We start from the raw sequence: 20,259 nt of genomic DNA, 5'->3' as shown, positions 1-20,259 counted from the left end.
ATAAGAAACTGTGAGAACTGACAGTTACCTCCCGCTGCAGAGCCGCGTACTTTCAAAGAGCAACCGCTGCCACCTAATGAATGGGTGGCCTATCACATCATAGGGAGATGAACATGGCTCACAATCCAATGGGTACAGACCCAAGCGATTACGAAAACGACCCGATTTTTAATGCAACCACTCAAAAGCGCAACGTGGTCGACCCACGTACGGGTCTATTCGAGAACTATGTAAAAACGGAGTCACTCATCGGAAACTGCGGCCTCGGGCCTACGTTTGATATGAGCCTTTACTACACGCCAGTGGTCAACAATGAATCGGCATTGGGGGATGGTTGGTTTTATGGTGTCACCACCTACAGCGAAACCTATAAAAAGTTGACACTGCACTCGGGTGAGGTGTTGGAAATAGAGAAAAACAAAGACCTGACGACGCTGGCTGTTATAGCAAAATGGGCCAGTGGCAAGCTGACAGTGCAGCACAAAGGCGGCAGAAAAGAAGTACTGGTACTGTTGGAGGGCACGGGAACTTACGTCACTGAGTCATTGACCACCGATGACCTTAACAAACTGCTTTTCGAGTGGATGACAACGGCCCACGTCATAGAAGGTAAAACGTATTACCAGATCCAGTTAACCGGAATCAAAGATGCCACCCGCAACCTGCTCAAGGTCGACTACACACCCGACGCCCCGGATGCGTCACCGGCGCTTGAGACCGTCAAGTTTATTTTCTGGCCGGATGATACCGCGCAAACCCTGACCTATACCCTGGCCATCAAGGATTACGCCCTGCAGTCCGTGAGCCTTGGGGATAACATTCAAAGCACCTTCGAGTACCTGGATCATCCCGTTTGCGGCTGGTTGCTGACCACGCTCACTAACTTCGATGGTCTCGAAGAAAAGGTCGTGTACAAAGACAACGGGCTGGCATTCCCGGACAATCCAAAATTGTCGGCACTGCCGTGTGTCAGTACCCACACATTAACGCCCAACGGGGGTGGCACACCGGTTACCACCACGTATGTCTATGAGCGTCAGGACGAGAAAAAGTACCGAACCATTATGAGTGAAGGGACGCCGGCAATTCGCACCACGGTTTACCAATACGATGAAAAGCACGAGGTGACCTCGCAGACCCTGACCCAGGGCACCGCCAAGACCCAAACAGACTACGCCATGGAAAACAGCTCATTTATAGTGAGTCGTTTAACCAGTATGACTTACACCCAAGCAAACAAAAGCTATAAAAAAACAAATGGCAACTTGTTTAACACCAACTCCGCGCTAAGACTGAACAACCAAAACAACGTCACTACCGAGATGGACTACATCCGCGGCCGCAACGAGAGCCCCGGAGAAATAAAGGCGCGCACATTGCTGGGGGCCATTAAGGCGGCGTCCAAACAACCATCGAAGAGTACACCTGACACTTCCTGGGGCCCTGACGGCAACAACTTGAACGCGCGGTTTGAGTCGACTTATGTTGACACCGAATTTGTCGACACACCCGGGCTGCTATCGTTAATACCTGGGCTATTACCCTCCTTGCTTCCGGGCCTGTTGAACGTTGCCCAGTTCAAACTTCACGGTTATAAAGTGTTGCCGGAACTGAGTGAAGCCAAGCTCACCAATACGTTGCAGGGCAGCCTCGCCACCGATAAGTTTGCCGATGCCGCGTTGATCGGCCAGCGGTTCGAATATTTCGAAAGCAACGACTTTCGTAAAGGACGCAAAAAAAGCATAAGCCAGTCCACGCTGGACAACCGCTCTTTGGCACCTATTGTGACCGACCCGGTACGCTCTTTCGACTACACCTTGGGAGGCGTCGGTGACACTGAACTGACCACCACGACCACCGAAACCGATGACAAGGGTAATCAGCGCACGGCCTCAGAAACCCAGAACACTCTTAATGGTCGCCTTATTCGCCAAGTCGACGCCGACGGCAACCGGACCGAGTATGCCTATAACCCATACGGCCAACTGGCCACGCTAACCGTCTGTGCGCAAAGCCCGGCCTACCGCCAGATCACCACCTACACCTACCCGGCGCCCGGCCAAGTGCAAATCACCGAGCCTAATGGGCAAACGCGTTTAAGCCAGTACGATGGCCAGGACCAGTTGGTCAGCGAGTACCTGATTGAGGATGGCCAACGAAAACAGACCAAAGCCGTCAAATATGACGCCATCGGGCGCGAGGTACAGACCACCCGTTTTGATTACAAGGAAAATGGCAGCCTACTCAGCGAAACGCAGGAGCTGCGATACGATGAATGGAATCAGGTCTGCGCTCGCAAATACAACGATAGCCGGGAAGACTTCGACTTCTACGACCCAATAGCACTGACCCGCACGCAGTGGACCGGAAAAGCAACTGATAAACACGCAACGGTCACCTCCTATGACACCGACCAGACGATCAAGAAAATCGAGTGGAAAGGCCAGGATGGCAACGTCTATCAAACCCAGACAGCCACCTACACCCGTGCCAAGCAGGTCAAGCAACTGCACACCAAAGGTGAGTTGGGTGTCACGACCATTGACTACACCTACGATGGCAGCGGCCGGCTGCTGAGCGAAAGCCACAGCGAAAAAGACAATGGCCTACTCGCCCCTGCCCTTGTCTATACCTACTACTACACCTACCCGCAGCACTGGCTATTGCGTGAGGCCGAGCAGGTGGCGATCGAATTCGGCGGTAAACGCCAGACCCTGGGTAAACGCACTTTCGACAGCTGGGGCCGAGTAACGTCCATCACTCGCGGTACTTGCACCGAAACCTACACCTACGCGGGCGCCAGCTTGGTACCGGTATCAACCGTCACCGCTGAAGGCAGCGTGCTGCAGCATGACTACATCAAGGAACTGGGTAACCGCCTGGCCAAGACCCAAACCGCCACCACCGGTGAACAGAAGACCTTCAGCTATGCCTACGGGGCACAAGGACTCGCGACAGCCAGCGAGGGGGAGCATATGCTCCGGTACACCCATGACCGCAACCTGCGCGTCACCCAACAAAGCGTACAAACACAGCCTGGCCAAGCCAAAGAGGTGCTGTCCAATTACTCACTGGGTGGGCGCTTGTTCGACACGACAGACGCGCTGGGTGAAAAGTCGCTGTTTCTCTACGACGGTAAGGGGCGCCGCGTTCAATCCAACACCCTCTATTTTTCAGGCTCGCATACTTACAATGACCAAGGCTTGCTTCTTCGTGACAGTATTTATGGCGCGCCCAATTCGGGCATCTCTTTTGGTGTGGACTACACCTACGACTCACAACAACGCGAAACCACCCGCCAATTCACGCTCAGTGGCAAAATCGACCTCACGTTGGAGCGTACCTATTACGCCGATGACAAATTGAAGTCGGTGCAGCTTAAACAAGGCAATACCGTTCTGGGTTCTCGCAGCTTGGCCTATACCCCGGGCGGACGCCTCAAAACCTGCACAACCACGGGTGTATGGCGACCGAAGACCCCCAAAAACAAAGACATCGACCAGCAAGCCTTCACTTACGACGCACTGGGGAATGTCATCACCTGCATCACCACCTTCGGTGGTGGGAAGAATACCGCGACCCACACCTATGACAGCGTGAACGGTTTCCGTCTGACAAAGGTTGCAAACACTCATGCGGACTACCCGGCTGCTGGCAGTTTGAGTTATGACGCAGCCGGGCGGGTAACCCAGGACCAGACAGGTAAAAAATACACTTATGACTGGCTGGGACGACTGATCCAGGCCGGCGGCACCCGCTACAGCTACGACCCCTCTGATCGTTTGATGACCCGCGAGCAGGACGGTGATAAAACCCAAATCATCTATGACGGGCTCAACGTCTCTGGCGAGTACTCACTGGAAAACAACGACACCTATCGCAACCTGAACCCCGGGAGTGCGGGCTGTACGGTGCAACAAATCAAACGCTCTGGGGTGAAAAGGACCCTGTTTGAACTGCGTGATGCCAATGGCACCGTGTGCGTCAGCTACGACCTTCTGGCTCAAACCTTTAAGCACCACGCTTATACGGCCTACGGCGAGCACTTTTCGGATGAGAGCGACTCACTGCTGGGCTTCAACGGCGAATACTGCGACCCCATCACAGGCCAGTCCCCCTTGGGCACGGGATACCGCTGGTATGACGCGCGCTGCATGCGCTTCCACGCACTGGACAGCTTCAGCCCATTTGGGCAGGGGGGCCCGAACATGTATGCCTATTGCGCCAACGGTGATCCCGTCAATTACCAGGACCCCAGCGGGCACGCGTCAGTGGATGCAGGGTTGAGGAAAATATGGGGAGATGATTTGCCTGGGCCACTCAGTTTGGGTAAAGACACGCAATTGATCCACACCTTCCTCTGGGCGGGTGTCGGCATATTGACAGCCGTCATGACCGGCGGCACGTCAATTTTTCTATCGGCGGCGTTAGTCGGGGCTGCCATGATCTCAGCAGCTACAGGCATCGCATCGGTGCTTATCGGCGACAGTGATTCAAAGGCGTCAGAAACGCTGGCCTGGATATCGCTGGGATTTGGAGCCGCCGGAGGGGGGCTCTCGATCGTCGGAAAAACAGCCAGGCTTGCCGCCTACCTGGGGCGTTCAGGCGTCGCCGTTGCCAGAAATCTGTTCGGCAAAGCGGCTCCCGCCACGACCTCCTTATTCAGACCGACCGAGCTATTGAGGAAGCTTTTTCCTCGCCTACTCCCACGCAAGGCTGAGCCACTGATACTCAACGGAAATTCGCTGCTGGAAACGCCGAGAGCAACAAACCTCTTCAATGTCGGTGATTTCAACACCGTCGCGTTTATAACCGCCGGTGTCTTGTCGGGCACCGAGGTAATCAACGCTGCACCTGGATCCGTTCAGTTTGCCAACACCGCTGTGGGCGATATTACGTGGTTGCCTTTTGGGAACTTCACCCCCTTATGGTTGAAAATAAAGTGATAATTGAGTGCTCCGCCCTCAAATCCTTGAGAAGGAAGCGGGGGGAACGGGCGATATAGGCCCCTAAACAACAAGCAAAAAAATCCCGCAGCACCGTTGGTGCGCGGGATTTTGTTTGAGGGCTGGCAGTAAACATGCTTAAGGAAATGGGGTAATGAAAGAGAACACAGATGACTGACTGGCGAAACCAGAGCTTTTGGAGCAAGGCGTGGACCTATGTTCTGCTGGCACTGTTCGTATGGATTTCCGATGGCTCGGATCTCAGTTGGCTGGGTGGAGGGTCCTCAAACCGCAAGCGGGTATTCAGCCCTGGCTTCATCGCCTTCTGCGTTTTTGTGGCGGTGGTTGAGCTGATTTTGCTGAACCACTTTTATGGCGCCCGTCAGTGAGTGGTTACAATCGCCCGGCCACGTAGCGGCCTTCCATCGTCTACGCCAATACGTTCGACATCTGCGTATCAATGTCTGATTTAGCTTCATGGACAGAGGACGAACACTCACCCAATGCTGATTGGGCAGCTGTGTTGAGGGTAGCCAAAATCGAGTTCGACAAGACCACTGCCTTTTCACACCCCTTTCACACCCCTTTCACAGTCGAGCGTCTAGAGTTATTTCAGCTCCTAGTGAACATCCCTTTAAGCCCGCTACTCCCCATCGCGGGCTTTTCTTTGTCTGCGATTCGCCTGGGGCGGTTGCAGTCTCTGGTCGATGCACTGCGCGAGGTGGTACTCGGGCAGCAAATCATCCACACCGATGCCCCCCCCGTGCAGATGCTCGCGCCGGGCTCGAAGAAAACCCACCGTTCCTATGTTTGGGCCTACGCCACCAGCCAGTTCTCTGACTTGTCAGCGGTGGTTTACGACTTCAGCCCCAGCAGAGCCGGACAGCATGCTCGCAACTTCCTGAACGACTGGAAGGGCAAGCTGGTCTGTGATGATTTTGGCGGCTACAAGGCTAGCGTTGAACTCGGCGTGACTGAGATCGGTTGCATCGCCCATGCATGATCTCGTGCCCAAAGGTTCGGCTATCGGCTAGCTCTAGAGCTGCAAACGACTAGATAAAACGCAAAATGGTTCACTGTCCGCTTACAGTCGGAAGCGATCGACCGACTGCGATAGCCTCTGCGCCAACGTGGACAACTCGTCCGTCGTCAACGCCGTCTTTCCGATCACGTTGCTATTAGCCTGCGACGTACCGGCAATCATCTCCACTTGATGGGCGATTTCGTTGCTGGCCAGGCTCTGTTCGCTGATGGTGCGGGAAATATCGTTGACCAACTCAGTGGTATTCAACGTGGCCTGGAGAATATCGCGAATGGCCCGCTCGACATCGGCGGTCACAACCATCCCTTTGTCCACTTGAGCAACACCCTCCTCCATACTGGTCACCGCTTCCCGGGTGCTTTGCTGGATGCGCCCGACCATACTTGCGATCTCTTGGGTCGACGCGCTGGTGCGACCCGCCAGGCTGCGCACTTCATCCGCTACCACCGCAAAACCACGGCCCTGTTCGCCGGCACGAGCGGCTTCAATCGCGGCATTCAGAGCCAACAGGTTTGTTTGGTCGGCGATCCCCTTGATCACCTGAATTATGCTGTAGATCGCCTCGGACTCCTTGTCGAGCGTGCGGATGACCTGGGCAGATTGCTTCGCCGAACGAGCAATGCCATCCATGTCACTGACCACCTGGTGAATCACTCGGCCGCCGTCCTTGGCCAAGGCTTCAGCCTGATTGGCCATATCCAGCGCGCGACGGGCATGCTGGGTGATTTCCTCAATACTGGCGGTCATTTCAATCGCCGCTGCTGCCATGGTGCTGGCGGCGGCGCTTTGTTGCTGGCTGCTGCTGGCCACTTCATGGCAACCATTGCTCAGTTGCTCGCTCATGACATTGACGCCTTTGGCATTGCTGCGCACCACTTCGATCATGCTGCCTAAGTCCCGCTGCATGATGGCAAGGTTGCGAATCAATGAACTGGCTTCATCTTTGCGACTGGTTTCGACGATTGGCTCGCTCAAGTTGCCACGCGCAATGCTGGCAGCAATGCGGCTGGCGGCCTGTAGCGGTCCCATGATGCTCAGCATTACCCAACGGCCCTGAGCCAGGAGCAGCAAGAGACTGACGATCAGCACCGTGCCCAAGATGAAGTTAGCGTTGCTGATGGTGTCCCGAGTTTCCATGCTGGTTTGTTGGTTCTTGTTTTCGATCAGCTCACTCAGGCTCCCCATTTGATCTTCAAGAAGGGTGAACGCCTTATTGAAGGTCTCCAGCTCTCCGCTAGCGGCTTCGGGATTGTCCAGGGCCAACGCGACGATGCGTTCACCGGCACTTATATAGGCGTCAAGACTGGGGCGGATCTTGTTTAGGCTCATCCTGAGCGTATCGTCCAGAGGCAGCTTGAGATTATCCCCTAGTACCTGACGGAAGTGCTCGGCATGCTCCTTCAGCGAAGTGCTGACCTCGGCCTTGGTACTGATGCTTTTACCCAACCCCACCAACATCGCCGAAAACACATCGGCGCGCAGCGCATCGTGCATCATGTCGGCTTCCAGGTGATTGCGCAGCACCATCATGCTAATTTCATTTTCCTGAATGGCGCTGCCCGTCCGGGTATTTCCCAGATAACTGGATAGGCTCATAACCAATGCGGTGAGCAGTCCGGTCGCAATGAACAGAAATAAGCGTAGTTTGATCGTCATACTGGTAATCCTTTTACCCAGAGCGTCGGATTGAAAATCCTATCGTGCACGCGTTGCCCATAACTTTATCGGCATAGTCCTACCGTTATTAAAGCCTAAGCTGGCGAATACGCGTGTGCGGCCTTGCCGTACCGAACGCCGCGATTACCCTAGCTAATGCGGTCTCGGTGCCTGCGCACATGTCCATCAGCTCGGTGGCGCGCCAGATGGGATCGATGCGGATCATCGCCGCCTGTCTCAGCGCAAGGTTGCGCAGGTAGATGACTTGGCCGGACGCATACCAACACCTGCAAATTCCTTTTGCTGAATCGCCCTTTCCGTGGGCAATAAAAAGCCCCGCTCTAGGCGGGGTTTAATGAAAACTTTAATCGTTTGAGGTTTGAGGGACTGGGGCCTCGTCGATGCTAATGCAGTGCTCAATGTCCGTTATTTTCCGCAGCGCAAGCTCGGCCGTTGAATAAGCCCCGAACATTCGCCCCTGATAAAAAACAACCCACGCAAACTGAATATCCGCGTTGCCAGCCTGCCCTACAACCAACTTCTTGAACCGTTCCGCCAAGTCGTCGACATGCATCTGTGCCATGCCACGCAAAACCATGACGCTCTCCCAGTTTATAGTCGGAAGCTCTATTTTCGGCTTTGCACACACTGAGCGCAATAAAAAGCCCGGCACATTAGCCGGGCCTTTTCAATGCCAACCCCTGACGCGCAAGATCGACAGGATGGATAAATCCTCTCTCACTTCCTCACTCATCGCAATGGCTATTTGCTACGCCGCGCAACGTTGTTCTTGAGCGGCCGTGAGTGCCTCATTCACCTGACCATCCAGCGCCGTGTGGATCGATGAGCGCCACCGGCACCGACGTTCGCACCGAGTTGAGCAGCTCCAGAATGGCGCCGTGCTTGCGCTTATCGGCAGAGTCGGTGCAGTTGCCCCGACGGTGCTGGCAGTTAAAAGAAGCACCCGCAACGTCGGCCTTTTTCCTGAAAACACTCATTTATTCCTGATTTCAGCAAATGATGCTCCCTCTCACCCTTCGACCGCTTTAACAAGTGCCAAACCAATCTCACGACTGAGTTGGTCGCCCATGCCTGGCCTCTTAGTAATACGGTCTGCGCCTTGGCGGCGGCGGCCGCATCGGTGGGCGCCTGTTTAATCTGGCAAGGTGTTCGGGCGAATGTACTTTGATGTTCGCCTGAATTACCGCTGGCAACCGCATGCTGAAAACACAGCCTTCAATTATTCCTTGCGATGCGGCCGAACCGCACCGACGATAGGGAGCAGAATTTACTCAAGCTGATCGCCAGGAAACATGTCGGAAACCGGCCGGGACGGATTGAGCCTCGCGCCATAAAATGCCGGCCCAAACCTTACCCGATGCTGATGCAGACGCGTTCGGCGGCAAGGGCCGAGGTCAGAAAAAATGTTAATACAACGAAGGCACCGATGAACGCAGTGATTGATAACCGTAATAAGCTGCTCATCACCTTGACGGTGATGATTTTTGGATTGAGCTACGGTTTGAGTGCACCTTTGATTGCGATCAAGTTGACGACCGCAGGCTTCAGCGAAGTTTACATTGGCATCAATGCCGCCATGCATGCGGTAGGTGTGTTTGCCATCGCGCCATTTCTGCCGATGCTGTGTCGCCGTTTCAGTCCCAGGCGGTTATTGGCCATTTCGCTGGGCGCGCTGGTGGTGTTGTTGGCTGCATTCCCCTTCGTCCCCATCGAAACCTGGTTTGTACTGCGCCTGGGCCTTGGGCTGTTCAGCGAAATCATTATGGTGGTGTCGGAAACCTGGCTGAACCACACGACGGTCGAGCAGGCCCGTGCAAAAACGATGGCGATGTATGTGGCCAGCCTGTCTTTGGGATTTGCCCTGGGGCCGTTTATTCTGTCTTGGTTGGGAAATGCGTCGTCGGCAGCGTTCTTTGTCGGCAGTTTGATTACACTGCTCGCCGGCCTCTCGCTGCTCGGGATCAAAACCTGCGGCCGCCCGATTGCGCACGAAAAGGGCCGACCGCTCTCACTGTACCTGCACATCGCAACGCTTGCGCTGGTGGCGGCCGCGCTGAACGGCGCACTGGAAAGCGCCGGAATGAACATGCTGGTGATTTACGCAATCAACGTGGGCTGGCCGGTGCAGCAGGCCACCTGGTTGCTGTCTATGCTGCTGTTTGGCGCGATCGTTCTACAGTTGCCGATTGGCTGGCTAGCCGACCGCATGGACCGTCGCCGCCTGATTATTGTGTTGTCGGCGCTTTCAGCGGTTGGCGCGCTGATCTGGCCATTGGCACTCACTGAACGCTGGCTTTCGTATGGGTTGTTGTTCGTGTGGGGCGGTGTATTTGTCGGGATTTATACGGTGGTGGTGACTCAGGTCGGCGAGCGTTTCAGTGGCACCGAACTGGTCGGGGTTTACAGTGCACTGTCGGTTGCATGGGGCATCGGCGCACTGTTGGGCCCGTTATTGGCCGGGGTTTCCATGCAGTTGGGTCTGCACGGTTTGCCCCTGCTCACCGCCGCCTTGTGTGCTCTGTTCACGTTGTTTGCCGTCATGCACACACAGCACACACCCGCGCCTCCTCAGGCTTGAACCCCAGCGTCATGGCGCCATTGTCAGGCAATAAGCCATGACGTACGCCACATCCACTTTTTGAATCGGAAAAACGCCAGTGATACTACCGAGGGCTCTACTACAGGCCGCCAGCTTACTAATGTGGGCACTGGCCTATTACGTGACGGGCATCATTTCACTCGAGTTCGATGACCCTGTCTCTCAGGTGGCCGTGGTGTGGTTCCCTGCGGGCGTGGCCGTCTCGGCGTTCCTCATCTCGCAACGTTCCCGTTGGCCACTGCTGTTTGCGGTACTGCTGACCACGCGAATTTTTCTGGACTTCCAGTGGCGACACGATTGGGCCGCCACGCTGGTGCATTCCTGCCTGGCATTGAGTGCAGCCATTTGCATTGCCTGGCTGGTGCGCCGTTTCGCCCGGCGCAACGACTATTTGCACGCCATTGTGCTTTGGATAATCGCCACCGTGTTTGTGTGCGCGGTGGAAGCGGCATTGACCGCAACCTGGCTATCATTGACGAGCGATGCGCCACTTCAGCGTCTGCTGTGGGTGACCTGGATCGCCAACATTACTGGGGTGATCTTCACCACGATTGCGATCATGAGCCTGCTCCATGATGATCTGAATGTATGTCGCAGCGGGTGGCTGGCCAGGCTCACGGGAGTGACCGCGTTTGTCCTGATGTGCCTGAGTACCTGGTTTATCTTCGGCGTCAATTCTCCCTGGTTGAAGTCCGACATTACCGACTCGGCCGGCTCCGCGATGAACTTTGCGCTGGCGTGCATCCCGATCATCTTCTGCGTGGTTGTTTCGGTCACCTGGGCCGGGCGTGGCGCGACCCTGGCGTTGCTGACGCTGGCAACGCTGGTGATTCATCACACCGACAACGGCCAAGGGCCGTTTTTCCTCAAGGGGCTTAACCCGGGAGAACCGCTGCTGTTGGCCCAGTGCTATTTGTGCGCGACCGCCTTGTTGATCGTTTTTCTGCGGGTGCTGGCCCAGTCAGCGCGCCGTTACGACCTCGACACCGGCCGGGCGGCGGGTGAAGGGGTGATGTACCGGCTGCACCCCGAGTCAGGCGAGATTTACTGGGACGATAACCTGCGTGAGGTACTGGGCATCGACGCGCCGGTACTGTCCACCTTCAATGACGTGCTTGAACGCGTACACCCCAAGGACCGGGAAAAGCTTCGGCGCCATTGGTCGACTCAACAGCGCAGGCGGGGCGGCGCCTCGCTGACGTTCCGCATCACTGCACAGGGTTCGGATACCCGTGTTATCTGCGACAACACCCCAGGCCTGATGGCGGACTCGACCGGCGAAGTGATCGTCGGCAACTGGCAAATCAGTCACTACAAATAATGATGCGCGACCTCGATTGGCAACATTGGCAACAAGGAAACATCTCATGATTCAGATCGCACTGATGTTATTCGGCGCAGAGTTCGTCCGCTCCAAAGCCAAAGTGATTGGCTGCATCGGTTTGCTATGGGGCTTGATCGGCGTGGGTGTGCTGATCGACGGCATGGACGGGGTATTGTATTTCCCGATGAAGGCGTTCGGCATCCTGCTGTTGCTGGAAAGCCTGGTCACGCTGAGTGTCGCCTCGAGCGGAATCGGTGCGCAAAAGGCCGTGCTGTTTTTCAAGGGCGGTGTGTGTTTCTTCGTGTCCCTGTTGATTCTGGCCAACAAGACCTACAGCAACCTGTTGCTGGCGATTATTTTCGGTTTCTCCTATTTCATCTTCGGTTTGCTGGTCATCACGTCCGCGTTTGTCGTCCGGTACCCTCATTGGCGCCTGTCAGTCGTCACCGGCACTGCCAAAGTGATCTTCGCCCTGTTGCTGTTCACGCCCTATCCCGTCGGTTACCAGTCAACCGTCTCGTTTTTTATCGGGTCATTGATGATCGTCAGCGCTATCAGCACCCTACGCGTGGCCAGGCGCGCCAGCTTACTGGTGCGTGGGACGTCGTCATTTGAGTTGCTGACGCCCGCTGCGCCAGTGCTCAACATCACCAAAAAGGCGGCAGTCAAACCGGAACTTGCTCAGGTTTCTATCAGCCCGCCAATTCATGAGCCGTTGGTGGTGCATATCTGGACGCCGGAAGGCACGGCGGAAAATACGCCGGTGCCGCGACCGGTCATCAACCGTTACATCGCCGCAGTGGACAGCCAGGGGGTTATTTCCACCGGGCACGCAGCCCTGGAGTTGCAACCCTCGATCTATATCAGCCTGTACCCTGCCGCGGATATCGACCGCTCGCCCTCGGAGTTTTTCCGCATACTCAAAGCGACCAAGGACAATGATGTGCCGGGTACTTTCCAGCCTGACTATGAGAAAGAGGCGGCAGATTGGTGCGAATCGGACCGCAAGATAGTGTTCCATTACTACAACAGCGGTGCCCTTGAGCATTTCTGGATGAACTACAGGCTCGATAAGCGCTACAACCTGACCTACCGCAACTGTTCAAGCTCAGTCGCTTATGCGCTTGAAGCGTCCCTCGACGGCGTGCTTGCGTTTCGCAGCGAGCGCTGGCGAGACTGTTTACGGACCCTGTTCATGCCGGAACTCTGGATTGCGGCGCAGGTACGCAGACGTGCGCTGACTATGGCCTGGACCCCCGGCCTGGTGATGGATTACGCCAGGGCGCTGCGGGCCATCGTGCACCCGGTTCCGCAGTCCTGGTTTCAGCGCATGCCCTGGAAGGCGCGTCACGTTGATAGCATTTCGACCAGCGTGACGGGCGGTCCGGATTCACCTTAAGCGCTTCTGACGTCGCAGCCCCCTGACGCTCATTCAAGTCACCATGATCGCGGTTTGCGAATGGGCTTGCCCGTGCAGCACCGCGACGATAATCCCCTGAGGGAGACCGGCAGTCTTGGCGGCGTCTATCGCCTTGGCGATGGCGCTATCCTTTGGTCCAAAGGCCAAGACACCGCCACCATAAAAAGACCGAAGAATGACCCCATTTGCGTTTTACGAAGGGGAAATCAGAACCGTAACGGGGTTAGCATTGCCGTTGATAGCTTGGTTTTTGAATTTCTTGCCAAGCTCGCGTACAGACATTTTTTCACCTATTGCGGTTACCGCGTCTGAATTCTTTCAACATGTGCAAATTCCTTTTGTTGAATCGCCCTTTCCATGGGCAATAAAAAACCCGACTCAGGGCCGGGTTCGTCGATCTAAAAATCATCAGTTGTCTGGATGCTCACTCGCCACTGAATCGGCAGCGTCCACGTCCGACATATCCTCTTCGAGGGAGGGATCGTCATTCTGAGGCGGCCGGATCTCGCGCTCATCCCGACGAGGATCGTGACCCGCTTCGTTGTCCGTGCCGCGTGTCACTTCCTGTTGCGAAATGTTGCCTGGGGCATTCTTATCAATATCCATGCTGACTCTCCGTTCAGGCGCTCGGAATATCCGCGCTTAATCAGGGTAGTCGGCAGGTCACAGCGAGTGCCAAACACTGGACGAACGGCGCAAAGCAAAAAACCTCGCACAGTGACAAGGCTTTTAGCGTGAATCCATAACGCGCAAAATCGCTGTGATGGATAAATATCCTTTCACGTTCTCACTCATTGCAATGGCTCTTTGCTAAGCCACACAACTTCGATTAATCCCTCTGCGTCGAGCAGCTCCTGAGCTGCAGTCAGCGCTTCATTCACTTGGTCATCCGGTGCTTTGTGGATCGTCGAGCGCCACCGGTCCCGGGTGGATTCCGGTTTGCCGTCGTTATCCCAATTGGTGATGTCGTACCAGCGAGACACCTGGCGGTCGAACATCAAGTTGCCGGTGTTGGTGATCATGACGGCAGCCTCGCAATCAGATCAGCCAGTAGCTGGGCGTTGGAGTTGCCGCCGCCCTTCTCTATTAGTTTGAGCTCAGCCTTACGCTTCTCGATCTCAAGCCGCTTCAGCTCGCCATCCATATCGATATGGTCTTTCTCGTTGAACTTGTTTCTGCCCTTTCACACTTGGGCTTATCTGGTCATCCCAGTTCCTGGTAAACCCGCTTAGCCCGCCCTCCACAGCCGACCCCATCACGGCATATCTTGTTACAACCATTCGCCTGTAGGCTCCGTCCGCAAAGAACTTCAAACTTTTGCTCTAGTCCTAATGCTGGGCGTGCTTTAAACCGTGAGCGCCTGCTGACAACCCATAGAGGTTCAAAAATGAAAATTACACTACCCGCCCTAGTTCTGGGTGTCCTCATTTCGCAAGGAGCGATGGCAGCCGGAGATGGCACAGCCGCTCTTGGAGGCGGCGTTGGTGGTGCACTTGGCAATATCGTAGGTCAACAGCTCGGCGGCTCAACGGGCGCGGCGGTAGGCGCCGGCGTAGGTGGTGCTGCCGGCAGTGCTGTCGGCGCTCAGAGAGGCAACAGAGCTGAAGCCGCATTAGGTGGCGGTATCGGCTCGGCTGGTGGCTCGCTCATTGGTAACCGCCTCGGCGGCACAACTGGCTCGACTATCGGTGCAGGTCTCGGCGGCGCTGCGGGTGGTGCCCTAGGAAACAACCTGGCGGACGATGAGAGCAGTCATCGATCTGATGGTAAGAAGCACAAAGGAAACAACAAGCATAAACACAAGAACAAGCATCGTTAGGTTCTGACACTGTCACATCGAAGCCCGGCTCTGCGCCGGGCTTCTTGTTTCTGACAAGCGCCCTGCTCTGCTATGGTGGCCCTTCTGATCGCAATGGAAGCATCGAAGAATGAATTCATGGAAGACCCTGGCAATCGCCGTCATGGTGCTGAGCAGCACTCAGGCCATTGCAGCAGAAAACAACAATCCGTTCCAAGGCGCGCTCATGATCACCACCATCGTGCCCGCAGTGATCACCTCAGCGCCCACGGCTATTACCTCGGAAATTCCAGAGTATTTTAAGTCAGCCAAGACCGACGCCCTTGCATTCATTGGTTCGGACGGCGAGATTCGCGGTGCGGAGTTTGAGCAGGCGTCCCGGTATTATCGTTCGGCCTACACATCGCCTCATATGTCTGACATGCAACTGGCGCAGGCGATAGCGGCCTCGTACTGAGCGCGACCTTTCACATCCCTTTCACCGCTACCAGACGCCAAAAATCGTTCACCCGCAGTGTTGGCAGGCGCGTGATGATGGCCTTCAAAACTCTCTGCTCACTTTTATTTGATTGCTAATGATTCGCGCATGCAAACTTTGAGGATTGTGCCTCGACTTTTCCCTGCGTTGCTCGAAGGAAGCAAGGGGTCAACGATCCGCTTCGGCGAATCGCACATAGAGCCAGGCTATTTGCGCTACGAATGTGAGCACTACCCGGGAAAGGCAACCGTGGTGTGGGTTACTCGTTGCACGTACATGCCTTTAAACAAAGCCGCGGCTTTCTGCGGTATGGAGGAAGAATGGCCACCAATGCTGATGCTCAAGGGGATGCGGGAGCATTATCCTCTCATTCAGCTATCTGACATGGTTCAGGTGGTTGAGCATGAAACACCTGAGCAGACGAAAATTAGGATTTCCTCAGGCTCTTGAGAGCCTGCTTTTAAGCAATATAGAGCTAAGAATCGATCAACGAACTGCAGGTCGATACTGAGCAATCACTCGAATGTCGATGGTACGCTCCCGGTGTGCCTTCCTCGTTGGAGACGAAGATGCCCCCTGAATAGCCCTAGCTCGAGCCAACAGATAACCAGGCCCAGCGCCGGGCTTCTTGTACCCGTACTCCACCCGCAAAACCTGTAACCCCCTCCCCCTTCAAAGTCAGCCGCTATAGCGGCAAGGAGAGGTTCTACGGCGCGAACTCACCCAGGCTTTCGCGAGCGGTTGGGATGGCGTACTCAAGCAACTCTAAAGGGACATCCTGCTCGAACAGGGTCACCTCAAAACGCAGAGTTTCGTCATTCCTGAATATCTCAAACACCATATCGTTGCCGCGCCAGCACTCAATCCCCAAGCCGTCATGCCCCTTTGTAACGTGTGAAGCGGTAAAAAACTTGTATTCAACTCCGTGTACGACCACATCGCACCTCCCTATCTGAGGTGGCAACCATACCTCTCCCTTATATGAATTTGGTAGCCGCTATAGCGGCAAGGACGAAGTCATGCCTGAAGAAATCAAATTAATCCAGCCAGCCCCGGCCGTGCGCGATGAATACGGCATGTTCGCTCACCCCGATATGCCCGACTTCGACGAGGGCGATGGTAATAAGTGCAAGGCTTGGGTCGCTGCACAGCGCCTGCAGGTGAAGATGGTGCAACTCGAATACCACAGCGACGAAGCAGTCTCTGAGCGCTATTTCGAAGCTGGCGACCCAGACTGCAGCTACTGGGAGCCGGATCGGCCTGATGGCGAAGGCTGGTTCTGCCTGGCCATCCACGACACGGATGATGGCCCTGTCTGCTGGTGGGCACGCCGGGAGGTGACGCCATGAGCCGCACCGTGATTCTCATCGGCAAAGCAGTCGTGAATTTCCGAAAGGTAATCAAGGACATTGATGACGACGAGATCGAGCAACTGCTGGCCAGCAATGATCTGCGGGAAGCCCAGATCGACGACGAAGATCTGCTCGATATCGAGTGGATTCACGATGACGTCGATATCAAGGTGACGCCATGATCGCCACCCTCTGGTTCGCCTACGTCTTCATCTACAAGGGGCCGAGGCCATGAATGCCAACTGCAAATAGTCGGGAAACCGTCAGTTCGCCGCGTTGAACATAGGGGCTCATCACACTAGGAGTACCTCATGAAAAACTTTGCAGAAGCAGTCATCGCCATTGCCCCTGTGGCCAGCCGCAAGTCCAGAAATCGCTTCTTCCGCGACTACGACAGATGGACTAACCGCCTGCTTATGCGGCGCCTCATCAACCTTCACGAGCGTCAGGATCTGCGTAAGGAAATCGCAGAGGCCTATTTAGCCTCCTTGATGTAACAACCCCCACTACATCCTGCAGCCTAGCGGCAGGCCCACCTTCTGCCGCCCAGCGCGGCAAGGACACCACTATGGAAATTCAAAGCGAAACCCTTGCCGAGGGTGAGATCGCGGCAATCACTGGCTACATGATTCCGTCAGGCCAGATCGCCTGGCTCAATCGAAACGGCTGGAAATATTTGCTGACCCGCGCGCGCAGACCGGTAGTGGGCCGCGTCTACGCCCGCATGAAACTGGCAGGCGTGAAACCGTCAGCAGAGAATGTCGCTGTCGAAGCCTGGTCGCTGGATCTATCAAAAGTAAGATAAAACGATGCGAGCAAAAAAGGCGGCAAACAGGGACCTGCCGCCACGGATGATTCGGCGGGTGCGCGCACTGAAAGGCGGTAAAGAGTGGGTTGGGTACTACTACGACGGAAGGAATGAAGACGGGAAGCGGGTGGAAATCCCGCTCGGGGATGACTTGGATATCGCCAAGGCTGAATGGGCAAAGCTCGATTGCAAGCCGGTGCCGAAGAAGAATGCTCTTCTGGGCCAGGTATTCGACCGCTACGAGCGAGAGATCATCCCCGGCAAAGCGCCGAAGACGCAGAGCGATAACTTGCTCAGCCTAAAGCAGTTGCGCAAGGCCTTCAGAGATGCGCCCATCGATGCTGTGACGCCGCAGATCATCGCGCAATACCGAGACAGCTGGACCGCAAAGGTGAGGGCCAATCGGGAGATCTCCCTGCTTTCGCACATCTACAACATCGCGCGTGAGTGGGGCATCACCGACAGCAACCCGGCCGCCGGTGTCAGGAAGAACAAGGAAGTGCCACGAGACTTTTACGCAACCGAGGAAATCTGGGCTGCCGTATACGCGGTTGCTGCCTCGGAGCTGCGCGACGCCATGGACCTGGCTTATCTGACCGGGCAGCGTCCCGCAGACGTACTGTCGATGCGGGAAGCGAACGCGGTTAACGAGTTCCTGCAAGTGTCCCAGGGCAAGACATCCAAGAAGCTGAGAATCCGCCTCACTGCCGCCGGCGTGCTGAATGACTTGGGCGCGCTGGTGGGGCGGTTGATAGAACAGAGGCGCTCCCGCGCGGTGCGAACCCCATACCTGATTATCACTGAGGGCGGCAGGCAGGTGACTAAGCCGATGCTACGCCTGCGCTTTGATGACGCCAGGGATCGGGCTATCGCGACAGCCAAAGAACAGGGAGATGGGTTGCTTGCTGCTAGCATCCGGCAGTTCCAGTTCCCCGACATCCGCGGCCCAAAGCCGCAAGCGAGATCCTTGACCTGGGGGATGCAAGCCGACTTTTGGGGCACACGGACAAGCGGATAACCGAGACAGTTTATCGACGTGTTGGAGAGATCGTGAAGCCAACTCGCTGACCGCCATTCGCCGCGAGTTGCGGAACCTGCGTGAAATGATGCGGAAACTATCAACCGATAAAATAGCGACATCACCAAACCCCAGAAACGCAAAAGCCCCGCTTTCGCGAGGCTTTCGTGTAAATCTTGGCGGGAAACCAGTCCGCCAACTCAAGATTCACCAAGAACCTATAAATCCCATTATCTCCCTAATTTAATAGCCTTTATCCCCTATCACCATCTCAAGTCATCCACTAGAATCCCCCCACTTCCGGCCTACAGTGGGGGAACAGGTGGGGGGACAAATACAATCTTAGGAGCACGTTTTGGGAAAACTAACTGCGAAGCAAATTGACAACCTGACCGCCCCTGGCACCTACGAAGATGGGGAAGGCCTACGCCTACTCATCAAGCCCAACGGAAAAAAATACTGGGTACTGCGTTTCCAGCTTTCAGGGAGGCGCAGAGAAATGGGTCTAGGCACCTATCCTGCCATCAGCCTCAAGGCGGCACGGCAAAATACCAGCGATAAACGTCGCCTGCTGCAAGCTGGCATTGATCCCTTGCAAGCGCGTGACAATGAGCGCTTGGCACAACAAACGGCTGAGCTCCAACGTAAAAGCAAATCCGTCACATTTCAGGACGTATCAACTGACTACATCGAAGCACATCGTTCCGGCTGGAAAAACGTTAAGCATGCCCAGCAGTGGACAAATACCCTTGCCACTTACGCTGCACCTATTATCGGCAGCCTAGCCACCAGTCAGATAACAACCGAGCATATTCTCGAAATTCTGAGGCCCATATGGTCCAGCAAAGCTGAAACGGCGACTCGAGTACGCAACAGAATAGAACTGGTGCTCGATGCTGCTAAAGCACGTGGACTGCGTGACGGTGAAAACCCCGCACGCTGGCGTGGTCATTTGGACAAACTCCTGCCACACAGTTCCAAGGCAAAGCGCACCCGGAACCACCCGGCACTCGCCTACTCCGAGTTGTCTGGATTCATTCAAGCCCTGAATAAGGTTGAAGGACAATCGGCCAGCGCACTCATGATGACCATCCTGACTGCATGTCGAACCAGCGAGGTGCTTTACGCTGATTGGAGTGAAATAGATTTGAAAGCCAAACTATGGTCGATACCCGCCTCGCGAATGAAATCAGAAAAAATACATACCGTACCTTTATCAGAAGCGTTGATAACTTTGCTTGAGGTTCTCCCAAGAATAGGCGGCAGTTCTTTACTCTTTCCAGGAGCCCGTAAAGGTCGACCAATTAGCAATATGTCCATGCTGATGGCATTGCGTCGCATGGATCAAAAATCACTGGATGATGGCGGCAAGGGCTGGCGCGGCAGCGACGGTCGAGTCATTACCGCTCATGGTTTCCGCAGCACATTTAGGGATTGGGCGGCTGAGTGCACCAACTATGCGCGGGAGGTTTGCGAGATGTCACTGGCACACGTTGTAGCAAACGGTGCAGAGGCGGCTTACTGGCGAGGTGATTTGCTTGAAAAGCGTCGAGCGCTGATGTCTGACTGGGCAGATTTCGTCGGCCAAACAGCCAAAACCTGACCTGAGATGCTTTAGAGCACTACATCTCACGGTCAATTCAACTCAAAATAATTTCAGTCCTACATCACTGCTTTGACACCACCACCATGGAGCCTCACCCCATGTCATTGCAGTGCCCTCGCTGTCACTCACCCAAAATCGCTTCTTTCCACCAAGCCAGGAAAATCGCCGCCGCCATCGGAGCGGTGGGCGGT

At 55.4% G+C, this 20,259-nt stretch carries 21 protein-coding genes and 3 pseudogenes; 15 read left to right on the top strand and 9 right to left on the bottom strand.

Annotated features, from left to right (window positions below; all coding sequences use genetic code 11):
• Nucleotides 1-113 precede the first annotated feature (113 nt).
• From ACI77I_RS18720 to ACI77I_RS18710, 3 genes and pseudogenes are all read left to right on the top strand, one after another.
• Entirely contained in the window at nucleotides 114-4,946 is a 4,833-nt protein-coding gene (locus tag ACI77I_RS18720) for an RHS repeat-associated core domain-containing protein (RefSeq protein WP_406998144.1), read from the top strand.
• A gap of 170 nt (nucleotides 4,947-5,116) precedes the next feature.
• A complete protein-coding gene (locus ACI77I_RS18715; RefSeq protein ID WP_094951844.1) occupies nucleotides 5,117-5,335 on the top strand; it encodes a hypothetical protein in 219 nt (72 codons plus the stop codon).
• A 299-nt stretch (nucleotides 5,336-5,634) separates the two neighbouring features.
• Nucleotides 5,635-5,946 (top strand): annotated as a pseudogene (locus ACI77I_RS18710) (transposase); the annotation flags it as partial.
• Nucleotides 5,947-6,030: 84 nt separating this feature from the next.
• Here the strand turns inward: ACI77I_RS18710 and ACI77I_RS18705 are convergent.
• The 4 genes and pseudogenes from ACI77I_RS18705 to ACI77I_RS18690 all read right to left on the bottom strand — a co-directional run bounded on the left by ACI77I_RS18705 (nucleotide 6,031) and on the right by ACI77I_RS18690 (nucleotide 8,642).
• Nucleotides 6,031-6,756 (bottom strand): methyl-accepting chemotaxis protein, encoded by a 726-nt coding sequence (locus tag ACI77I_RS18705; RefSeq protein ID WP_371917695.1) that lies wholly within the window; start codon nucleotides 6,754-6,756, stop codon nucleotides 6,031-6,033.
• A 135-nt stretch (nucleotides 6,757-6,891) separates the two neighbouring features.
• Nucleotides 6,892-7,029: pseudogene (locus ACI77I_RS18700) on the bottom strand (HAMP domain-containing protein); the annotation flags it as partial.
• Nucleotides 7,030-8,008: 979 nt separating this feature from the next.
• Nucleotides 8,009-8,242, bottom strand: coding sequence for a hypothetical protein (locus tag ACI77I_RS18695; protein ID WP_094951842.1), 234 nt, complete (start codon nucleotides 8,240-8,242; stop codon nucleotides 8,009-8,011).
• Between the two features lie 211 nt (nucleotides 8,243-8,453).
• The gene (locus ACI77I_RS18690) at nucleotides 8,454-8,642 is read right to left on the bottom strand and encodes a hypothetical protein (RefSeq protein ID WP_242150536.1); all 189 of its coding nucleotides are present in this window, start codon (nucleotides 8,640-8,642) and stop codon (nucleotides 8,454-8,456) included.
• Nucleotides 8,643-8,896: 254 nt separating this feature from the next.
• On the opposite strand from ACI77I_RS18690, the gene ACI77I_RS18685 reads away from it, so the two are divergent.
• The 3 genes from ACI77I_RS18685 (at nucleotide 8,897) to ACI77I_RS18675 (ending at nucleotide 12,987) form a co-directional block, all read left to right on the top strand.
• Complete coding sequence (locus ACI77I_RS18685; protein WP_406998143.1) at nucleotides 8,897-10,243, top strand: MFS transporter; 1,347 nt, start codon at nucleotides 8,897-8,899, stop codon at nucleotides 10,241-10,243.
• Between the two features lie 121 nt (nucleotides 10,244-10,364).
• The gene (locus tag ACI77I_RS18680; protein WP_263273403.1) at nucleotides 10,365-11,585 is read left to right on the top strand and encodes an MASE1 domain-containing protein; all 1,221 of its coding nucleotides are present in this window, start codon (nucleotides 10,365-10,367) and stop codon (nucleotides 11,583-11,585) included.
• 46 nt (nucleotides 11,586-11,631) lie between these two features.
• The gene (locus ACI77I_RS18675; protein ID WP_406998142.1) at nucleotides 11,632-12,987 is read left to right on the top strand and encodes a hypothetical protein; all 1,356 of its coding nucleotides are present in this window, start codon (nucleotides 11,632-11,634) and stop codon (nucleotides 12,985-12,987) included.
• A 33-nt stretch (nucleotides 12,988-13,020) separates the two neighbouring features.
• On the opposite strand, the gene ACI77I_RS18670 is transcribed toward ACI77I_RS18675, so the two are convergent.
• The 4 genes from ACI77I_RS18670 to ACI77I_RS18655 form a co-directional block, all read right to left on the bottom strand.
• The gene (locus tag ACI77I_RS18670; RefSeq protein WP_256589273.1) at nucleotides 13,021-13,155 is read right to left on the bottom strand and encodes a hypothetical protein; all 135 of its coding nucleotides are present in this window, start codon (nucleotides 13,153-13,155) and stop codon (nucleotides 13,021-13,023) included.
• Between the two features lie 261 nt (nucleotides 13,156-13,416).
• Nucleotides 13,417-13,614 (bottom strand): hypothetical protein, encoded by a 198-nt coding sequence (locus ACI77I_RS18665; protein ID WP_094951838.1) that lies wholly within the window; start codon nucleotides 13,612-13,614, stop codon nucleotides 13,417-13,419.
• Nucleotides 13,615-13,799: 185 nt separating this feature from the next.
• A complete protein-coding gene (locus tag ACI77I_RS18660; RefSeq protein ID WP_406998141.1) occupies nucleotides 13,800-14,030 on the bottom strand; it encodes a hypothetical protein in 231 nt (76 codons plus the stop codon).
• The gene (locus tag ACI77I_RS18655; protein ID WP_406998140.1) at nucleotides 14,027-14,152 is read right to left on the bottom strand and encodes a hypothetical protein; all 126 of its coding nucleotides are present in this window, start codon (nucleotides 14,150-14,152) and stop codon (nucleotides 14,027-14,029) included. Before ACI77I_RS18655 ends, ACI77I_RS18660 begins: the two co-directional genes overlap by 4 nt.
• Nucleotides 14,153-14,395: 243 nt before the next feature.
• On the opposite strand from ACI77I_RS18655, the gene ACI77I_RS18650 reads away from it, so the two are divergent.
• From ACI77I_RS18650 to ACI77I_RS18640, 3 genes are all read left to right on the top strand, one after another.
• A complete protein-coding gene (locus ACI77I_RS18650; protein ID WP_094951837.1) occupies nucleotides 14,396-14,827 on the top strand; it encodes a hypothetical protein in 432 nt (143 codons plus the stop codon).
• 109 nt (nucleotides 14,828-14,936) lie between these two features.
• Nucleotides 14,937-15,263, top strand: a complete 327-nt coding sequence (locus ACI77I_RS18645; RefSeq protein WP_094951836.1) for a DUF2388 domain-containing protein — start codon at nucleotides 14,937-14,939, stop codon at nucleotides 15,261-15,263.
• Between the two features lie 129 nt (nucleotides 15,264-15,392).
• Entirely contained in the window at nucleotides 15,393-15,734 is a 342-nt protein-coding gene (locus ACI77I_RS18640) for a hypothetical protein (RefSeq protein WP_242150545.1), read from the top strand.
• A gap of 256 nt (nucleotides 15,735-15,990) precedes the next feature.
• On the opposite strand, the gene ACI77I_RS18635 is transcribed toward ACI77I_RS18640, so the two are convergent.
• A complete protein-coding gene (locus tag ACI77I_RS18635) occupies nucleotides 15,991-16,221 on the bottom strand; it encodes a hypothetical protein (RefSeq protein ID WP_094953486.1) in 231 nt (76 codons plus the stop codon).
• An 82-nt stretch (nucleotides 16,222-16,303) separates the two neighbouring features.
• On the opposite strand from ACI77I_RS18635, the gene ACI77I_RS18630 reads away from it, so the two are divergent.
• The 6 genes and pseudogenes from ACI77I_RS18630 to ACI77I_RS18605 all read left to right on the top strand — a co-directional run bounded on the left by ACI77I_RS18630 (nucleotide 16,304) and on the right by ACI77I_RS18605 (nucleotide 20,065).
• Nucleotides 16,304-16,633 (top strand): hypothetical protein, encoded by a 330-nt coding sequence (locus ACI77I_RS18630; RefSeq protein ID WP_406998139.1) that lies wholly within the window; start codon nucleotides 16,304-16,306, stop codon nucleotides 16,631-16,633.
• Nucleotides 16,630-16,818, top strand: coding sequence for a hypothetical protein (locus ACI77I_RS18625; RefSeq protein WP_263273411.1), 189 nt, complete (start codon nucleotides 16,630-16,632; stop codon nucleotides 16,816-16,818). Before ACI77I_RS18630 ends, ACI77I_RS18625 begins: the two co-directional genes overlap by 4 nt.
• 129 nt (nucleotides 16,819-16,947) lie before the next feature.
• Complete coding sequence (locus ACI77I_RS18620) at nucleotides 16,948-17,133, top strand: hypothetical protein (protein ID WP_263273413.1); 186 nt, start codon at nucleotides 16,948-16,950, stop codon at nucleotides 17,131-17,133.
• Nucleotides 17,134-17,204: 71 nt separating this feature from the next.
• The gene (locus ACI77I_RS18615) at nucleotides 17,205-17,441 is read left to right on the top strand and encodes a DUF4224 domain-containing protein (protein ID WP_406998138.1); all 237 of its coding nucleotides are present in this window, start codon (nucleotides 17,205-17,207) and stop codon (nucleotides 17,439-17,441) included.
• 4 nt (nucleotides 17,442-17,445) lie between these two features.
• Nucleotides 17,446-18,512, top strand: a pseudogene (locus ACI77I_RS18610) (tyrosine-type recombinase/integrase).
• A gap of 305 nt (nucleotides 18,513-18,817) precedes the next feature.
• Nucleotides 18,818-20,065: a tyrosine-type recombinase/integrase gene (locus ACI77I_RS18605; protein WP_406998137.1), complete on the top strand. Its 1,248-nt coding sequence runs from the start codon at nucleotides 18,818-18,820 to the stop codon at nucleotides 20,063-20,065.
• The last annotated feature ends 194 nt before the right edge of the window (nucleotides 20,066-20,259 follow it).

Origin of the sequence: Pseudomonas sp. D47 (assembly GCF_045447305.1) — a bacterium.
Taxonomy (GTDB): domain Bacteria; phylum Pseudomonadota; class Gammaproteobacteria; order Pseudomonadales; family Pseudomonadaceae; genus Aquipseudomonas.
The sequence above is the reverse complement of the archived record's forward strand: the minus strand, read 5'-3'. Positions and strand labels throughout refer to the sequence as shown.

Coding starts and splice junctions, on each gene's coding strand:
- ACI77I_RS18665 (WP_094951838.1), bottom strand. CDS start 13,614: ATGGATATTGATAAGAATGCCCCAGGCAACATTTCGCAACAGGAAGTG.
- ACI77I_RS18620 (WP_263273413.1), top strand. CDS start 16,948: ATGAAAAACTTTGCAGAAGCAGTCATCGCCATTGCCCCTGTGGCCAGC.
- ACI77I_RS18645 (WP_094951836.1), top strand. CDS start 14,937: ATGAATTCATGGAAGACCCTGGCAATCGCCGTCATGGTGCTGAGCAGC.
- ACI77I_RS18695 (WP_094951842.1), bottom strand. CDS start 8,242: ATGGTTTTGCGTGGCATGGCACAGATGCATGTCGACGACTTGGCGGAA.
- ACI77I_RS18640 (WP_242150545.1), top strand. CDS start 15,393: ATGCAAACTTTGAGGATTGTGCCTCGACTTTTCCCTGCGTTGCTCGAA.
- ACI77I_RS18715 (WP_094951844.1), top strand. CDS start 5,117: ATGACTGACTGGCGAAACCAGAGCTTTTGGAGCAAGGCGTGGACCTAT.
- ACI77I_RS18675 (WP_406998142.1), top strand. CDS start 11,632: ATGATTCAGATCGCACTGATGTTATTCGGCGCAGAGTTCGTCCGCTCC.
- ACI77I_RS18690 (WP_242150536.1), bottom strand. CDS start 8,642: ATGAGTGTTTTCAGGAAAAAGGCCGACGTTGCGGGTGCTTCTTTTAAC.
- ACI77I_RS18705 (WP_371917695.1), bottom strand. CDS start 6,756: ATGGCAGCAGCGGCGATTGAAATGACCGCCAGTATTGAGGAAATCACC.
- ACI77I_RS18720 (WP_406998144.1), top strand. CDS start 114: ATGGCTCACAATCCAATGGGTACAGACCCAAGCGATTACGAAAACGAC.
- ACI77I_RS18625 (WP_263273411.1), top strand. CDS start 16,630: ATGAGCCGCACCGTGATTCTCATCGGCAAAGCAGTCGTGAATTTCCGA.
- ACI77I_RS18680 (WP_263273403.1), top strand. CDS start 10,365: ATGTGGGCACTGGCCTATTACGTGACGGGCATCATTTCACTCGAGTTC.
- ACI77I_RS18685 (WP_406998143.1), top strand. CDS start 8,897: ATGCGGCCGAACCGCACCGACGATAGGGAGCAGAATTTACTCAAGCTG.
- ACI77I_RS18660 (WP_406998141.1), bottom strand. CDS start 14,030: ATGATCACCAACACCGGCAACTTGATGTTCGACCGCCAGGTGTCTCGC.
- ACI77I_RS18655 (WP_406998140.1), bottom strand. CDS start 14,152: ATGGATGGCGAGCTGAAGCGGCTTGAGATCGAGAAGCGTAAGGCTGAG.
- ACI77I_RS18615 (WP_406998138.1), top strand. CDS start 17,205: ATGGAAATTCAAAGCGAAACCCTTGCCGAGGGTGAGATCGCGGCAATC.
- ACI77I_RS18650 (WP_094951837.1), top strand. CDS start 14,396: ATGAAAATTACACTACCCGCCCTAGTTCTGGGTGTCCTCATTTCGCAA.
- ACI77I_RS18630 (WP_406998139.1), top strand. CDS start 16,304: ATGCCTGAAGAAATCAAATTAATCCAGCCAGCCCCGGCCGTGCGCGAT.